This is a genomic window from Kitasatospora sp. NPDC001175, assembly GCF_053598215.1.
In genome coordinates this window covers 18,709-33,041 of record NZ_JBSFJU010000073.1, presented here as the reverse complement: position 1 = coordinate 33,041, position 14,333 = coordinate 18,709, and the positions used below count along the sequence as shown (strand labels likewise).

General features: G+C 71.5%; 16 protein-coding genes and 4 tRNA genes. 12 read left to right on the top strand and 8 right to left on the bottom strand.

Annotated features, from left to right (window positions below; genetic code table 11):
- Positions 1-130: 130 nt before the first annotated feature.
- Entirely contained in the window at positions 131-766 is a 636-nt protein-coding gene (gene upp, locus ACWDAK_RS34215; RefSeq protein ID WP_344636836.1) for a uracil phosphoribosyltransferase, read from the bottom strand.
- 117 nt (positions 767-883) lie between these two features.
- Here upp and ACWDAK_RS34210 point away from each other — a divergent pair, with 117 nt between their 5' ends.
- The 9 genes from ACWDAK_RS34210 (at position 884) to ACWDAK_RS34170 (ending at position 6,042) form a co-directional block, all read left to right on the top strand.
- Positions 884-1,111 carry a hypothetical protein gene (locus ACWDAK_RS34210; RefSeq protein WP_344636835.1) on the top strand — a complete coding sequence of 76 codons (228 nt, stop codon included), beginning with the start codon at positions 884-886 and terminating at the stop codon, positions 1,109-1,111.
- Between the two features lie 256 nt (positions 1,112-1,367).
- A complete protein-coding gene (locus ACWDAK_RS34205; protein ID WP_425557622.1) occupies positions 1,368-1,892 on the top strand; it encodes a tRNA adenosine deaminase-associated protein in 525 nt (174 codons plus the stop codon).
- A 29-nt stretch (positions 1,893-1,921) separates the two neighbouring features.
- On the top strand, positions 1,922-2,419 hold the full coding sequence (gene tadA, locus ACWDAK_RS34200; protein ID WP_344636833.1) for a tRNA adenosine(34) deaminase TadA: 498 nt from the start codon (positions 1,922-1,924) through the stop codon (positions 2,417-2,419).
- A 56-nt stretch (positions 2,420-2,475) separates the two neighbouring features.
- Positions 2,476-2,565 (top strand) — tRNA-Ser (locus ACWDAK_RS34195).
- Positions 2,566-2,685: 120 nt separating this feature from the next.
- A complete protein-coding gene (locus ACWDAK_RS34190) occupies positions 2,686-2,862 on the top strand; it encodes a hypothetical protein (RefSeq protein WP_344636832.1) in 177 nt (58 codons plus the stop codon).
- A 436-nt stretch (positions 2,863-3,298) separates the two neighbouring features.
- Complete coding sequence (locus tag ACWDAK_RS34185) at positions 3,299-3,487, top strand: hypothetical protein (RefSeq protein ID WP_344636941.1); 189 nt, start codon at positions 3,299-3,301, stop codon at positions 3,485-3,487.
- An 83-nt stretch (positions 3,488-3,570) separates the two neighbouring features.
- Positions 3,571-3,864, top strand: coding sequence for a Dabb family protein (locus ACWDAK_RS34180; RefSeq protein ID WP_344636831.1), 294 nt, complete (start codon positions 3,571-3,573; stop codon positions 3,862-3,864).
- 257 nt (positions 3,865-4,121) lie between these two features.
- Positions 4,122-4,964 (top strand): RNA polymerase sigma factor SigF, encoded by an 843-nt coding sequence (locus ACWDAK_RS34175; protein WP_344636830.1) that lies wholly within the window; start codon positions 4,122-4,124, stop codon positions 4,962-4,964.
- A gap of 163 nt (positions 4,965-5,127) precedes the next feature.
- Positions 5,128-6,042: an RNA polymerase sigma factor SigF gene (locus ACWDAK_RS34170; RefSeq protein WP_344636829.1), complete on the top strand. Its 915-nt coding sequence runs from the start codon at positions 5,128-5,130 to the stop codon at positions 6,040-6,042.
- A gap of 24 nt (positions 6,043-6,066) precedes the next feature.
- Here ACWDAK_RS34170 and ACWDAK_RS34165 read toward each other — a convergent pair whose 3' ends face one another.
- Together ACWDAK_RS34165 and ACWDAK_RS34160 are read right to left on the bottom strand one after the other, a co-directional pair.
- The gene (locus ACWDAK_RS34165) at positions 6,067-6,960 is read right to left on the bottom strand and encodes a tyrosine-protein phosphatase (protein WP_344636828.1); all 894 of its coding nucleotides are present in this window, start codon (positions 6,958-6,960) and stop codon (positions 6,067-6,069) included.
- A gap of 420 nt (positions 6,961-7,380) precedes the next feature.
- Positions 7,381-7,581, bottom strand: a complete 201-nt coding sequence (locus ACWDAK_RS34160) for a hypothetical protein (protein ID WP_344636827.1) — start codon at positions 7,579-7,581, stop codon at positions 7,381-7,383.
- A gap of 173 nt (positions 7,582-7,754) precedes the next feature.
- Here ACWDAK_RS34160 and ACWDAK_RS34155 point away from each other — a divergent pair, with 173 nt between their 5' ends.
- Positions 7,755-8,723 (top strand): aldo/keto reductase, encoded by a 969-nt coding sequence (locus ACWDAK_RS34155; RefSeq protein WP_427394563.1) that lies wholly within the window; start codon positions 7,755-7,757, stop codon positions 8,721-8,723.
- Positions 8,724-8,952: 229 nt separating this feature from the next.
- Here the strand turns inward: ACWDAK_RS34155 and ACWDAK_RS34150 are convergent, their stop codons facing one another.
- The gene (locus ACWDAK_RS34150; protein WP_344636825.1) at positions 8,953-10,284 is read right to left on the bottom strand and encodes an SPFH domain-containing protein; all 1,332 of its coding nucleotides are present in this window, start codon (positions 10,282-10,284) and stop codon (positions 8,953-8,955) included.
- A gap of 187 nt (positions 10,285-10,471) precedes the next feature.
- A complete protein-coding gene (locus ACWDAK_RS34145) occupies positions 10,472-11,572 on the bottom strand; it encodes a hypothetical protein (RefSeq protein ID WP_427394564.1) in 1,101 nt (366 codons plus the stop codon).
- 387 nt (positions 11,573-11,959) lie between these two features.
- Here ACWDAK_RS34145 and ACWDAK_RS34140 point away from each other — a divergent pair, with 387 nt between their 5' ends.
- A complete protein-coding gene (locus ACWDAK_RS34140) occupies positions 11,960-12,433 on the top strand; it encodes a hypothetical protein (RefSeq protein WP_427394565.1) in 474 nt (157 codons plus the stop codon).
- Positions 12,434-12,443: 10 nt separating this feature from the next.
- Positions 12,444-13,670 (top strand): globin domain-containing protein, encoded by a 1,227-nt coding sequence (locus tag ACWDAK_RS34135; protein WP_344636822.1) that lies wholly within the window; start codon positions 12,444-12,446, stop codon positions 13,668-13,670.
- A gap of 82 nt (positions 13,671-13,752) precedes the next feature.
- On the opposite strand, the gene ACWDAK_RS34130 is transcribed toward ACWDAK_RS34135, so the two are convergent.
- The 3 genes from ACWDAK_RS34130 to ACWDAK_RS34120 form a co-directional block, all read right to left on the bottom strand.
- Positions 13,753-13,828, bottom strand: a tRNA-Arg gene (locus ACWDAK_RS34130).
- 36 nt (positions 13,829-13,864) lie between these two features.
- Positions 13,865-13,940: transfer RNA gene (locus ACWDAK_RS34125), tRNA-Arg, on the bottom strand.
- Between the two features lie 130 nt (positions 13,941-14,070).
- Positions 14,071-14,164, bottom strand: a tRNA-Ser gene (locus ACWDAK_RS34120).
- Between the last annotated feature and the right edge of the window lie 169 nt (positions 14,165-14,333).

Sequence of the window (14,333 nt, the reverse complement as noted above, 5' to 3'; positions counted from 1 at the left end):
ACCCAAGACGAGCGCCCCGACCGGTACGTCGCCGGTGGCGGTGGCCAGCGCGGCCTCGGCGCCAGTGAGCCAGTCGCACCGCTCTGCGGGGTGCGACTGGCTCACTGGTTTCGGCGCAGCTCAGGGACGTTCAGCCCGCCGTGCCGTAGAGGCGGTCGCCCGCGTCGCCCAGGCCGGGGACGATGTAGCCGTTCTCGTTGAGGCGCTCGTCGACCGCCGCCGTCACCACGGTGACCGGCATCCCGGCCAGCTCCCGCTCCATCACCTCGACGCCCTCCGGCGCGGCCAACAGCACCACGGCGGTGACATCGGTGGCGCCACGGTCGATCAGCATCCGGATCGCCGCGACCAGCGTCCCGCCGGTGGCCAGCATCGGGTCGAGGACGTAGACCTGGCGGCCGGAGAGGTCGTCCGGCATCCGGGTGGCGTAGGTGGACGCCTCCAGCGTCTCCTCGTTGCGGATCATGCCGAGGAAGCCCACCTCGGCGGTCGGCAGCAGCCGGGTCATGCCGTCCAGCATGCCGAGCCCGGCCCGCAGGATCGGCACCACCAGCGGACGCGGATAGCTCAGCCGGGTGCCGTTGGTGACGGCGACCGGAGTGGTGATCTCCACCTGGTCCGTACGGACGTCCCGGGTGGCCTCGTACGCGAGCAGGGTGACCAGCTCGTCGGTCAGCCGCCGGAAGGTCGGCGAGTCGGTGCGCTCGTCGCGCAGGGTGGAGAGCTTGTGGGCGACCAGCGGATGGTCGACGACATGGAGACGCATAGTCCGACGATAACGGGCTTGGGCACATACGTACGACTTGCCGGAAGCGCGGGCCTATGACGGAACCGAGACCTTTCCCGTGGTATCAACCGAACACTTCTGGGAAGGTCGGACCATATGAAGAGCAATCCGGCGCGAACATCAGCCGCTGATGCGGCGGGCGAGCCCGGCTCGACGGACGAGTCCCAGGGCGCCCCCGAGACCCCGGCGGAGCGGCGCAGACGGCGCGCCGTCTTCCTGCGCGAACTCGCCGAGGCGCGCGAGCTGCGCGAGCGGGTGCAGCCCCGGCGCACCAAGGAGCGCCGAATGCGCGAAGCGATGCGGATGCGAACCTTCCGGATCTGACGGAGCCACCGACCCCTCCGTCCGTCCTCGACCGGCCATTCCGACACGACCTGCGAAGACGCGCTGCCGAACACCCCCCGCAGCGGCAGCCTTTCTGTCACGATGCCGGAGGGACGGTCCGAACAGCGGACCGCCTCCGGCGCGGGGGCGGCCAGGCCGCGTTCGCCCGTGATCGCCTACAGCCGAGACCAACTTGGGAGTGTCCCTGGTGGCGTACTTCGCTGCAGTGCTTGCTCGCACCGATGGCGGGTGGGACGTGAGCGAGACAGAACTAGACGAGGTCGAGACCCTGGCCGATCTGGCCGACCTGGCCCGCGAGGCCGCCCAGGACGACGACAGCGTCCTGGTCTTCATCGAACAGGAAGACGCGTGGTTCGCCGTGATCCGGGTGGACGGCGAGGACGACCCGCGGATCTTCGTCTCCGACGGCGCCGCCGCGGCCCGCAGCTCCTACGGCGCGGTGCTCACCGACGAGCTGGTGGACCGGGTCGGTGACAGCGACTTCGACGACGACTTCGACACCCTGGTGGCGGAGCTGGACGACGAGGACGCCGGTGCCGAGGCCGACAGCGAGGTGGAGGACGAGGAGGAGGACGAGCGGGACGCCGGATCCGGCGCGGTGCCGGTCGGCCCGCTCGGCGACTTCGAGCTGCTGGCCGACCTCGGGATCACCGCCGGCGAACTGGTCGAGCTCAGCGGCGAGGGCGCCGCCCCCGGCGACGCGCTGTCCGAGATCGCCGAGGCGCTCGGCTGCGGCGAGGTTCTGGAGGCGGTGCGGTAACCGTCCCGCCGGTGCCCGACACTGGTGCCATGCAGATCGCTCCCCTCCCGGCCCCCGTACGCCCCGATCCGGTACGCGACCGCTGGACGGACCGGATGCGCCTCGCCATCGCCGAGGCCGCGCTGGCCACCGCCACCGGCGACGTACCGGTCGGGGCGCTCGTCTTGGGCCCCGACGGAACGGTCATCGGGCGTGGCCACAACGAGCGCGAGGCGATCGGCGACCCGACCGCGCACGCCGAGATGGTCGCGATCCGGCAGGCCGCCGAGAAGGTCGGGGAGTGGCGCCTGGGCGGCTGCACCCTCGTGGTCACCCTGGAGCCGTGCACCATGTGCGCGGGGGCGATCGTGCTCTCCCGGCTGGACCGGGTGGTCTACGGCGCCCTGGACGAGAAGGCCGGGGCGACAGGTTCGCTCTTCGACGTGGTCCGCGACCGCCGCCTCAACCACCGCCCCGAGGTGATCCCCGGCGTGCTCGCCGAGGAGTGCGCCGAGCAGCTGCGCGCCTTCTTCGACACCCAGCGCTGAGGCCTCCGCCGATACGGATTTCGTTCCTGACGGGACCGTCCGGTAGAGTTCCCCTCGGTAGCGTGTCCGAGCGGCCAAAGGAGCACGCCTCGAAAGCGTGTGTGGGGGCAACTCCACCGTGGGTTCGAATCCCACCGCTACCGCCATAAATTGGCAAAGGGTCCGGACTGAAGGCAGTCCGGACCCTTTGTCGTACATCCGAGGGTTCTATGCTGATCCCCGCATCGTCGGCACAGGGCGGGCGTGCACACAGGAGGAACCCGCTGATGGAGAGCCAGATCGTTCACAAGGCCGCATTCCTGCTGCACGACTGCAACGAGCCCGAGCAGGTCGTGGTGGAGCGCCTCAAGGAGTACTTCCCCTCGCTGTCCCTGACCGAGCGCGAGCGCTACGTGTCCGAGGCGTGGGACCAGGTGCACGGCCAGGGCGTTCCGGAGGCCTGAGCCGCCGTCGACGACCAAGCCGGTACGACGAGCTGACGACCGGCATGGCAACGGCTCCGCGCTCGCCCGGGGGTGACCACCACCGCCCGGGAGTGCGGAGCCGTTCTCGCGGCCGCTGCCGGCCTTCGAGGGGGGAGCGGCCTTTGGGGGGAACCACTCCCCCGGCGGAGTCCCACAACCGGTGCCACTCGGGGGGAAGCCGCGGCACCCGGTCCCACAGCGGGGAGCTCCGGATCCATGCACCGCGGGATTCCTGCCAGATCCCCGGTACACCACCCATCGTGCTGCACGGCCGGGGCCCGGGCACCCGGAGAAAGGCCCCTGTCGCCGGGACCTTCGTCCCACCGGCCGAACGCGTCTGTCACCCGATCGGCCATCCGGTGGATAAGCTGCCGAACAGGTAGCGGAGGGGCGCCCGGGGAAGGGCCGGCGGCCCATGGCAGGGAGGCAGGCCGGGGCGATGGCGCAGGCAAAGAAGATCGGCATGTACCTGCTGCTCATCTTCGTGGTCTACACGATCATCACGTCGCCGACCAGGGCGGCGGAGCTGGTGCAGTCGGGATTCGTGGGGATCTCGGACGCCGCCAAGGCGGTGGGGACCTTCATGACGGGACTGGTGAAGTGACCGGTGCGCCCCCTGCTGCACCGCCGGAGCCCGGGCCGATACGGTGACCGGGTTCACCAACCTCGACCGCTAGGAGCGGCACTGTGATCCGGCACCTGGTCCTCTTCAAGCTCAACGAAGGCGTCGGCAAGGACGACGAGCGCGTGCTCGCCGGAGCCAAGGCCTTCGAGGAACTCGGTTCGCTGATCCCCGAGCTGCACGAGTGGGAGTGCGGCTGGAACACCACCGAGCGCGACATCGCCTACGACTACGCGATCAACAGCCTGGTCGCCGACCGCGACGCGCTGCAGGCCTACCTCACCCACGAGGCGCACCAGGCCGCGGCGGCGCAGTGGCGCGAGTTCGCCACCTGGGTGATCGCCGACATCGAGGTCTGAGGCCCCGACGACAACACCGGTCGTACCCGTACGACCCCCAGGCCCCCCGGCCGCCACTGAGCCCGGGGGGCCTTCGACTACCGGCGACCTTCCCCAATGATCCGCCAACACGCCTAAATGTGGTGCTTGCCCGGACTACAAGCGACTTGTGATGCTATGACCGGTTTTGCCGGACCTGGCGAGGTGGTGAGGACGACCCAAGGACCGCGCAGCAGTGGCTCGGACCGGAATAGTCGATCAAGGGAGGGTGACGTTCCGTGCGGACCCAGGACAGCGCGCCGGAGGCCGGCGAGGAGGGGTCATCCGGATCCTCCGGCGGCCGGCCGGGCGCCGGTCGCGGCTCGGTGGACGTCAGGACGCTGACCCGGGTCCTCTTCGAGCGGATGAGCGAACTGCCACCGGACGCGCCGGAGCGCGAGCGGGTGCGGGCCGCGCTGATCGAAATCAACATTCCGCTGGTGCGCTACGCCGCGACCCGGTTCCGCAGTCGGAACGAGCCGATGGAGGACATCGTCCAGGTCGGCACCATCGGACTGATCAACGCCATCGACCGGTTCGACCCGACCCGGGGGGTGCAGTTCCCGACGTACGCGCTGCCGACCATCCTCGGCGAGATCAAGCGCTACTTTCGGGACAACGTCCGCACCATGCACGTACCGCGCCGACTGCAGGAGCTGTGGGTGCAGGTCAGCGGCGCCATGGAGGAACTCACGGTGGTGCACGGCCGAGTGCCCAGGGTGCCCGAGATCGCCGCCAACCTGCGGATTCCCGAAGAGGACGTCCGGGCCTGCCTGGACGCCGGGCGGGCCTACAACGCCGCCTCGCTGGAGGCCGCACAGGAGCACGAGGGCGGACTCGCCCTGCTGGACCGGCTCGGCTACGAGGACTCCGCGCTGACCGACGTCGAGCACCGGGACATGGTCCGCCACCTGCTCGTCCAACTCCCCGAACGGGAGCGGCGGATCATCATGCTGCGATTCTTCGCCAACCTGACGCAGTCCCAGATCTCCACCGAACTGGGCATGTCGCAAATGCACGTCTCCCGACTACTGTCGAGGATCCTGACCCGGCTGCGGACCGGAAACTCCTGGGAGGAGTGAACCGAACCCCGCCGGGGGGTTGCTGCGCGTTACTGCGACGTGACATCTTGCGACGGTCGGGTTTGCCGAGACGCGTGTTCCGGTATGGAGCTGGAGGGCCGCCCAGCCGGGAACTGTCGCTCGGTAGTGCCCGTTGTACTGTCAGTCACGAGGGGGTGGGTGCATGTCCGCAGAGCTGGGCGCTGCCGAGATCCAGGGCACGACCACGGTCGCCGAGTTTCCCGTGTTGTTGCAGAGTGATCCGCCACCGGTGCCCGAGCCCGCCGCGTCCGGGCCCGCGCCCGCGGCGCTGCCCGCCGCCGTCCCCGAGGGCCGGACGCTGGACACCCGGACGCTCTCCCGTTCGCTGTTCCAGCGGCTGGCCGCCCTGGAGATGGGCAGCGACGAGCACACCTACGTCAGGGACACCCTGATCGAGCTCAACCTGCCGCTGGTGCGGTACGCCTCGGCGCGGTTCCGCAGCCGGAACGAGCCGATGGAGGACATCGTCCAGGTCGGCACCATCGGACTGATCAAGGCGATCGACCGGTTCGACCCGGAGCGCGGGGTGGAGTTCCCGACCTTCGCGATGCCGACGGTGGTCGGCGAGATCAAACGCTTCTTCCGGGACACCAGCTGGTCGGTCCGGGTGCCCAGGCGCCTGCAGGAGCTGCGGCTGGCGCTGACCAAGGCCGGCGACGAGCTCTCCCAGAAGCTGGACCGCTCCCCCACCGTGACCGAGCTGGCCGCCTTCCTCGGGGTGAGCGAGGAGGACGTGGTCGAGGGCCTGGCGGTCGGGAACGCGTACACCGCGAGCTCGCTGGACTCCACGCCCGGCGAGGAGGAGGGCGAGGGCCCGCTGGCGGACCGGCTCGGCTACGAGGACCTGGCGCTGGAGGGGGTCGAGTACCGGGAGTCGCTGAAGCCGCTGCTGGCCAAACTGCCGCCGCGGGAGCGGCGGATCATCATGCTGCGATTCTTCGGCAACCTCACCCAGTCGCAGATCGGCGAGGAGATCGGCATCTCGCAGATGCACGTCTCCCGGCTGCTCACCAAGACACTGACCCAGCTGCGCGCCGGGCTGATCAGCGAGAGCTGACCGCCCGGCGGCCGGTCCCGCTGCTCAGTCGGTGAGGAGGTTGCGTCGCAGGCCGGCCAGGACTTCGTCGTCCAGGCCCAGGCCGTCCCGCCAGAAGTGCTCGAAGGAGTCCCAGCCTGCCTCGACCTCGGCGAAGGCGGTCTCCAGGTAGACCCGCTCGGCCAGGAAGACCGGGAGCAGCAGGCTGGGCTCCTTCATCAGACCACGGGTGCCGAAGCTGTCCACGATGTGCTCGATCAGCGCGGCGGAGCGCTCGTTGGTGAGCAGGTAGTCCTGGAACACGGTGTCGCGGTCGACCCCGAGGGCGGTGAGGACCAGGGCGGTGACCCAGCCGGTGCGGTCCTTGCCGGCCGAGCAGTGGAAGAGCATCGGCACGCCGTCGGGGGCGGCGAGCAGGCGCAGCACGCCGGCGAAGCGCTCCCGGGCCACCGGCGAGGTGACGAACCAGCGGTAGAGGCCGATCATCATCTGTTCGGCCTTGCCGTCGCCGAGGATGGCCCGCTGCCGCTCGGCGTCGCGGTCGGCGAGGGCCTGGCGCATGGCGATGTAGATGTCGAAGTCGGCGGCGAAGATCGGCACGTGGTGCAGGGCCGGGCCGTCCGCCTCGACGGAGGGCACGGGCTCGAGCAGCACGGACTCGCCGGCCCCGTCGAGCTCGGCGACCGGCAGGCCGGGGATCCGGTCGGGCCCGGCCTCGCGGACCTCGTCCAGGCTGCGCAGGTCGACGACTATGCGCAGGCCGGCCGCAGCGAGGATCGCCCGGTCCTCCTCGGTGGTGCGGTTCATGGCGTCGGCGCGCAGCGCGACGCCGTGCCGCAGGGTGCGGCCGTCCCGGGTCCGGTAGCCACCGAGGTCGCGGGCGTTGGCCGCCCCCTTGAGGCCGAGGCTGCGGGCGGTCTCGGTGGTCTGCTGGGTCACGGGCTGTCCTCCGGAGGCACGGTCGTACGGGTGAGCGGCACGAGAACGGGCGTTGGTTTGGTGGGGACGAGTACGAAAATTCGTACGACCCGATCAGTGTATTGGGCGACTTCGGGGAGGCACCGGAGCACGGTGGACCGCTCCGGGCCGGACGCCGGGAGCCGGAGGGGAGTCCGGCGCGTACGGGCGGCACGCCGCCTTCGCCGGGGGGGCGACCGCTGTCGCGTGCCGGAACGGACGGACCGGTGCCGCCCGGACGGACGTGAGCTGACGACGGCACAGTTGGCTCGCCGGAGACCGGGCACCGGGTGTCAGCGCCCCGGTCCGGTAGCTGGAACTGGATGCCTGGCGGCGGCCCCGCTGGGACCATCCGCCAGGCACGGGGAACAGGCCGTCGCAACCGTCCGACGGCGGGTGCGGTTACTTGACGGCGAGCCAGATCACTGCGGCCACCACGGCGATCGCCACGACGACGACGCCGATGATCAGACCGCTACGGTTGTTGCTGGAGGCGCTGCCGTACGTGGACACGGAACCCGGGGCCTGGGGAGCGGGGGTCTCCTCCACGAACGCCCGGAACATCTGGGTGCTACCGGCGGGGTCGTAGTCGTTGTCAGCCATGGCAGGGACTCTAGCCAACCCGCGAGGTCAAAGGACACCCCGGACCCCCGGAAGTGGGCATGCCAGCCCGTCACCCCGGACTGACGGCCACTCGCCGGGCCCGCGTACGACAAGCTCGTGAAGACGTGGCCGGGTTGGAAGGCAAGCGCGCGGCAATCGGGTTGAATCCGGTCATGACCGACAATCACAGTGACGCTCCCCACAGGGTGACCCTCGGCACGTCGGACCTGGCCGTCTCCCCGCTGTCGCTCGGCGGCAACGTGTTCGGCTGGACGGCGGACGAGGCGCAGTCGTTCGCCGTGCTCGACGCCTACGCGGCCGGCGGCGGCAACTTCGTCGACACCGCCGACGTCTACTCGGCCTGGGTCCCCGGCAACACCGGCGGCGAGTCGGAGACCATCATCGGCAACTGGCTCCGCAGCCGCGGCAATCGCGCGAACATCGTTATCGCCACCAAGGTCGGTGCGCACCCGGAGGCCAGCGGACTCAAGACGGCGAACATCAGGTCCGCCACCGAGGAGTCGCTGCGCCGCCTCGGCGTCGACCACATCGACCTCCTCTACACCCACCGGGACGACCTGGAGGTCCCGGTCGAGGAGTTCGTCACCGCGCTCGACGCCCTGGTCCGCGAGGGCAAGGTCCGGCACGTCGCCGCGTCCAACATCAGTGCCGAGCGGCTCACCGAGGCCCTGGAGTTCTCCGCCCGCGAGGGCCTGGCCGCGTACATCGCAGTCCAGCCGCACTACAACCTGGTCTCCCGGGACACCTACGAGGGCCCGCTGGCCGAGGCCGTCGCGGCCCACGGCCTCTCGGCCGTGCCGTACTTCGCGCTCGCCTCGGGCTTCCTCACCGGTAAGTACCGGCCGGACGGCGGCGCGGTGGAGAGCGCCCGCTCGCAGGGTGCCGCCCGCTACCTGGAGGACCCGCGCGGCCCCAAGGTGCTGGCCGCACTGGACCAGGTCGCCGAGGCGCACGGCGCCGAGCTCGCCTCGGTCGCGCTGGCCTGGCTCGCCGCCCAGCCGACCGTCGCCGCGCCGATCGCCAGTGCGCGCACCGTCGAGCAGCTACCTCCGCTGCTGGCGGCGGCGCGGCTGCGGCTGACGGCGGACGAGCTGGCGCTGCTGGACTCCGTCTCCGCCTGACCGGCTGAGTCCCACGGGCGGTGGGCGGCGCCCCCCTTGCCTGTCCACAGCCTGTGGACAGGCAAGGGGCTTTCCGGCGGCGGACCGCGGCCCTAGGGGTACGAAATGGTCTCCGGACGCCTTGGGAAGGGCCGCCGGTGCCGGCCGACCCAGCGGCCCTCGGCCGGTACAAACGCCGCCGCACAGGTGGCGCGAGCCAGGTCGGCCGGGAGTGCGGCGGCCGCCCTCACTAGGGCTTCGCCTCCTTCCGCTCGGCCCGGAAGGCCGGGCCCGGTACCGGGGCGGTGACCCCCGCGGGTGCCATGAAGGCAACCAGCAGCTGCTCCGTCAGCGACCGGCGCGCCGCCTCGTCCAGCTCGCGCGCGGTGGCGTGCTCCAGCCGCCGGACCGCGAGCGTGGCGGCCTCTACCGCGTCGTCCACGAGCACCGTACGCAGGTCCGCGTCCAGGTCGGCGAGTCGGCGGCGGCGCATGCTCTCGGCGACCTCGGGCGCGTAGTCGAGGGCGAGCGGCTGCACCGAGTACACCTCGATGCCCACCGCTGCGACCTCGGCGGCCAGCGCCCGGGTCAACTTGCCGGCGAACCACTCCCCGTCACGCAGTGCGGGACCGGATGCGGAGTCGCTGTCGCACGGCAACGCGCTGGCGGTTACGGTGAGCACGGCGTGCACCTGCTCGCGCAGGTACTGCTCGTGATCGGCGACGGCCATCACGGCGCGGGCCGTGTCCTTCACCCGCCACACGATCAGCAGCCTCACCACGATGGGCGTTCCGTCCCGGTCGGTGACGTCGACCGGCTCGCTGCGCCAGTGGCGCAACCTCCCGTCGACCACGCGGCGGCTCAGCAGCGGATTCACCCAGACCAGCCCGGTCCGGCGGACGGTGCCCCGGTAGCGGCCACAGCGGGTGAGCACCCGGGTCTGGCCGCCCCCGTTCGCCAGCAGGCCGCAGGCGGCCGACGCCGCGATCAGGCCGGCGGCGCAGGCGGCGGCCCACTCGGCGATGCCGAACCCGGTCTGCCCGCCGCCGCGGAGGTCCGGCAGCCCGGGGAGCCTCGGCAGGACGCCGGTCCGGACGAGCAGCACGGCCAGCGCGGTGGCGGAGGAGAGCAGTACCAGCAGGGCGATCCAGCCGGGGATCGCGCGGGCGCGGTACTCACACGGCCACTGGTCGCTCCTGGGCGGGCGGCGCGCCGTATCCGTCTCGTCCAGCGCGTCAGGGCCGGACGAGACGGCCGGGCCGGCCAGATCGGCCAGCTGGGCGGTAAATGCGGGCCCCGCCAGGGGGCTGGGCGCGGCGAACGGACCGGCCAGGGGGCTGGGCGAGGCGAACGGACCGGCCAGCCTTCGCCGGTCGGCGCCGTCCGCTGCCGGGTACCGGGCCAGCGGCAGGGTGTCGGCCATGTCGAGCTCGTCCTCGGCCGGCTTCCGGCCCGACTCGGTCGGCGGCCGGGCGGCCGCCTCGGCGACGGCCCGGTAGAACTGGGCGGCGCCCGACGGCGGCTCGGGCCTGCCCGGCAGCCGGGGGTCGGGTCGTGGCGAAGAATCGCGGGTGACGTCCATGCACGGATCCTCAGGGTCGGTGTGTCGCGCGACGGCCTGCCCGGATCTGCCGGGCGGCGCCGGACGCAGACTTCTCTGACAGTCCATCAAAATGCCGCGTTAGGCACATATCCGGCATAGTTGGGCATTTCCGATAAAGTGTCACCCTGAAGACCCAGTCACAGCCGCGCCGGTGTAGGCCGCCCGCCTACCACCCCTGCCGGCGGCGGCCGGTTGCCCGGCCAAGGCCCCGGCGGACCAGCAGACCTACGGCGATGAGGAAGAACAGGGCCGTACAGAGCGCGCTGCGCCAGGCGTCCATGGACGTGCGGTGCGTGACGAGCGCCGGCGGGACGTCCGGCGGACCGGCGAGGGCGCGGACCGGCCGCTCTTCGGGCTGCTCCGGAGCTTCGCCCGCAGCCGCCTTCGCCCCGGACTGCCCGCCAGACTGCCCTGCGGCCGGGGACGCGACCGACGAAGCGGGCGCGGCAGAAGCCGAGGCAACGGGCGAAACCGCGGCCGTCGGCACGGCCGAGGACGTACCGCCGGCCCCCGCCGACTTGGGGAGGACGGCAGCCGGCGCCGAGGGCGCGAACGGTGCAGCCTGCTCGGACGGAATGACGATCGGCAGCAGCTGAGCATCTGCGCTCCGACCGGGCGACGCGTCCGACCGCACCGGCGACGGCTCCTTCGCCGTACCGGTGTTCGAGCTCGGGTGCGACTCCCGACCCACGTCCGGATGCGACTCCCGACCCACGTCCGGGTGCGACTCCCGACCCGCACTCGGGCGCAACTCCCTACCCACGTCCGGATGCGACTCCCGACCCGTGTCCGGGTGCGACTCCCGACCCACGTCCGGATGCGACTCCCGACCCGCACTCGGGCGCAACTCCCTACCCACGTCCGGATGCGACTCCCGACCCGTGTCCGGATGCGACTCCCGGCCCGTGTCCGCGCTCGGGCTCGCCTTCGGACGCCGCGCCCGATCCGCCCGCGGGCGCGGCCCGTCCGCGTAGCCCCGGGCGTCGGCCGCGGACGAGGCCCGCTCACAGCCGGCGGTTCTCCCGTCATCCGCACTGCCGCCCGGGCGAGCCGCGCCGTGGCCGGCCGGGGTGCGGGCGGCGAGGACTCCGGGTGCGGCGGTGGAGCTCACGCCCGACGCGGGCGAGAACTCCAGCTCCACGGTGAGGCCCGACGGCAGCACCGCGCGGCCCTGGCCGGTCCAGGCGTCCGGGCTCTGTTGCGCTCGGGCGATACCCGACCCGACCGTCGAGTTCCAGCCCAGCAGCAGGGCGGTGGTCAGGGTCACGGCACTGGCTCTGGCGACTCTGCGGGGTCCGGGCCCGGTCGGTCCGCACCGGCCTGAGTGGGACGTCGCGGCGGCTTGGGGGGACTGTCGGCTCATCCGGCTCTCCTTACCCGGCCCGCCGTCGGAACCGGCGGTCCGAGGACGGCGTTGACAAGCCCATAACATCCGACAAAAGGGAATCACGATCGAGCGTTCGTCATACCTCGACACCTGGATGGCCGCCCGTTGCCACCCGGTCGGCGGCCACTCTCCCGACGACCCTCAGCCACCGGAAGCGATGCGTTCCGGCCATCTCGTCCGCAGACGATCGAGCTTCCCGCCCAATGGCCGACTCTCCGTCAACTCGGCCTGTTCGAATTGGTCGGAGGCTCAGTAGAGTCAGCGGCCGTGACGACTGACCCAGTTCTCCTCAACGGCGACTTAGCCCTGGTGGAGCCGCGCGAGCCCGAGGCGGCCTGGCGCGTCCACCGCCGTCCGTTCGAGTGCACTTCCGAAGTCCGCAGGCCCCTGGTGCCATACCCCGACGAGCGGCAGCACCGGCAGCGTGCCGCCCACCGTGCGCCTTTCACCTGGCGGGACGATTCCGAAGCACTCACCGGCATCCTGAGCGCCCGGCACACGGGCCACAGCGCGCTCCCGACGCACTACCCCGCGATCGCGCACTTCCCCACCGCCGCGCACTTCCCCACTACCGCGCCCTCCCCCGCCATCGCGCGCTACCCCGCCGTCACACACCACCCCGCCGGCGAGGAGCGGACGCCTCGGACAGCGCCCCCCCGGGACGCAGCGCACCAGGTCGCCACCGAGGCCATGGGCGGTGCGCCGGCGACGGGCCCCGCACCGACCGGCACCGCCGGCTGAGGGCCGCGCGGTGCCCTTGGACCCCGCGGTGCTCCGGGCCAGCTTCGCCGTCGTCGAGCGCCGCGCCGACCACCTGGTCAAGTACTTCTACGCCCACCTCTTCGCGCACAATCCGGGCGTCCGGGAGCTCTTCCCCACCGAGCTGTCCGAGCAGCGCGAGCGCCTGTTCGCCGCGCTGACCCAGATCGTGCTCCGGCTGGACAGCGGCGAGCGGCTCACTGACTACCTGAGCGCCCTGGGCCGCGACCACCGCAAGTTCCAGGCCTCGGCCGAGCACTACCCCGCCGTCGGCGCCAGCCTGATCGCCGCCATCCGGCACTGCTCCGGCCACTCCTGGACGCCGGAGATCGAGAAGGCCTGGACCGAGGCGTACGCGGTGGTCTCCCGGACGATGCTGCGGGCCACCCGGGCGCTACCGGCCGAGGCGCCGGCCTACTGGGAGGCGGCGGTGACGGCACGTCACCGCGCGGCGCCCGACATCGTGCGGCTCACCCTGTGCCCCGACCGGCCGTACCCCTTCCTGGCCGGGCAGTACCTCTCGCTCTGCTCACCCCGGCGGCCCCGGGTCTGGCGGCCGTACTCGATCGCCAACGCCCCCCGCGCCGACGGCGCGCTGGAACTGCACATCCGCCGGGTGCCGGACGGGCTGCTCAGCACCGCCCTGGTCAACGACGTGGTGCCCGGCGAACGGCTGCTGCTCGGGCCGCCGGTCGGCGACGCCGTGCTGGACCCGCACTCCCTGCGGCCGCTGCTCGCCGTGGCCGGCGGGACCGGCTGGGCGCAGATCAAGTCGCTGGTCGAGCAGCGCGCCGCCTGGGCCCGGCCCGACTCCTCCGCCTGGGCCACGGTCTTCCTCGCCGCCCGGGACGACGCCGACCAGTACGACCTGGACGCGGTCCACGCCCTGGTGGCCCGGCACTCCTGGCTGGAGGTGGTGCTGGCGGCACCCGCCGACGGCACCGACCGGGAGGAGGCCGTCGAACTGCTGCGCGAGGGACTGTACCGGTACGGCGCCCATCGGCGCGGCGGCTGGGCCGGACACGACATCCGGCTCAGCGGCCCGCCGGACCTGGCGCCGGCCGTGGCCGAACTGCTGCTCGCACTGGATGCCGAGCCCGAGCTGATCCGGCACGACCCCGTGCCGCCGACGTTCAACCGGAGCCGGCCGCTGACCTCGTCCGACTGGTTCCTCGACCAGCGCAACGTGCCCTGGATCAACCGCACCGAGCTGGGCTGAACCGGCCCGGGCAGACGAAGTGGATCTTGAAAAAATCCTCCGGAACGACGAAGGCCCCGGACTCTCGTCCGGGGCCTTCGGCTGGTGCGCTCAGCAGGATTCGAACCTGCAACCTCTTGATCCGTAGTCAAGTGCTCTATCCGTTGAGCTATGAGCGCTAGGGACACCCCCGAGGGGGAGCCTTCGCGGTGGTTTGGTGCGCTCAGCAGGATTCGAACCTGCAACCTCTTGATCCGTAGTCAAGTGCTCTATCCGTTGAGCTATGAGCGCTCGCCCTGTCGGCCGGGGCCTGCGGGGCGTTGCGGGGACAACATTACATGACCTGCGACCTGGGACGAAATCCATTGCCCCGGGATGCACGAAGGGCCCCGTCAGCGTGTTGCCGACGGGGCCCTTCCGGTGGCGGAGGCTGAGGGATTTGAACCCTCGATCAGGAATAACCCCGAAACCGCATTAGCAGTGCGGCGCCATAGACCGGACTAGGCGAAGCCTCCTTCACATGGACTGCACCGGCGGACCGGATGCACTCCGTGCGAATGCGATGATGCCACAGCCAGGGGCTCCGACACCAACCACCGCTTACGTTACTAGGCGGGTCATCCAGAGCGCAAAGAAGAATGAGATACTTCAGCCCCCCGAGGAGAGCGCGAGCCGCGAGTCGTA

Excerpts from the sequence above, each read along its gene's own strand:
- upp (WP_344636836.1), bottom strand. The coding sequence starts at position 766 with ATGCGTCTCCATGTCGTCGACCATCCGCTGGTCGCCCACAAGCTCTCC.
- ACWDAK_RS34210 (WP_344636835.1), top strand. The coding sequence starts at position 884 with ATGAAGAGCAATCCGGCGCGAACATCAGCCGCTGATGCGGCGGGCGAG.
- tadA (WP_344636833.1), top strand. The coding sequence starts at position 1,922 with ATGCAGATCGCTCCCCTCCCGGCCCCCGTACGCCCCGATCCGGTACGC.
- ACWDAK_RS34190 (WP_344636832.1), top strand. The coding sequence starts at position 2,686 with ATGGAGAGCCAGATCGTTCACAAGGCCGCATTCCTGCTGCACGACTGC.
- ACWDAK_RS34185 (WP_344636941.1), top strand. The coding sequence starts at position 3,299 with ATGGCAGGGAGGCAGGCCGGGGCGATGGCGCAGGCAAAGAAGATCGGC.
- ACWDAK_RS34170 (WP_344636829.1), top strand. The coding sequence starts at position 5,128 with ATGTCCGCAGAGCTGGGCGCTGCCGAGATCCAGGGCACGACCACGGTC.
- ACWDAK_RS34160 (WP_344636827.1), bottom strand. The coding sequence starts at position 7,581 with ATGGCTGACAACGACTACGACCCCGCCGGTAGCACCCAGATGTTCCGG.
- ACWDAK_RS34155 (WP_427394563.1), top strand. The coding sequence starts at position 7,755 with ATGACCGACAATCACAGTGACGCTCCCCACAGGGTGACCCTCGGCACG.
- ACWDAK_RS34150 (WP_344636825.1), bottom strand. The coding sequence starts at position 10,284 with ATGGACGTCACCCGCGATTCTTCGCCACGACCCGACCCCCGGCTGCCG.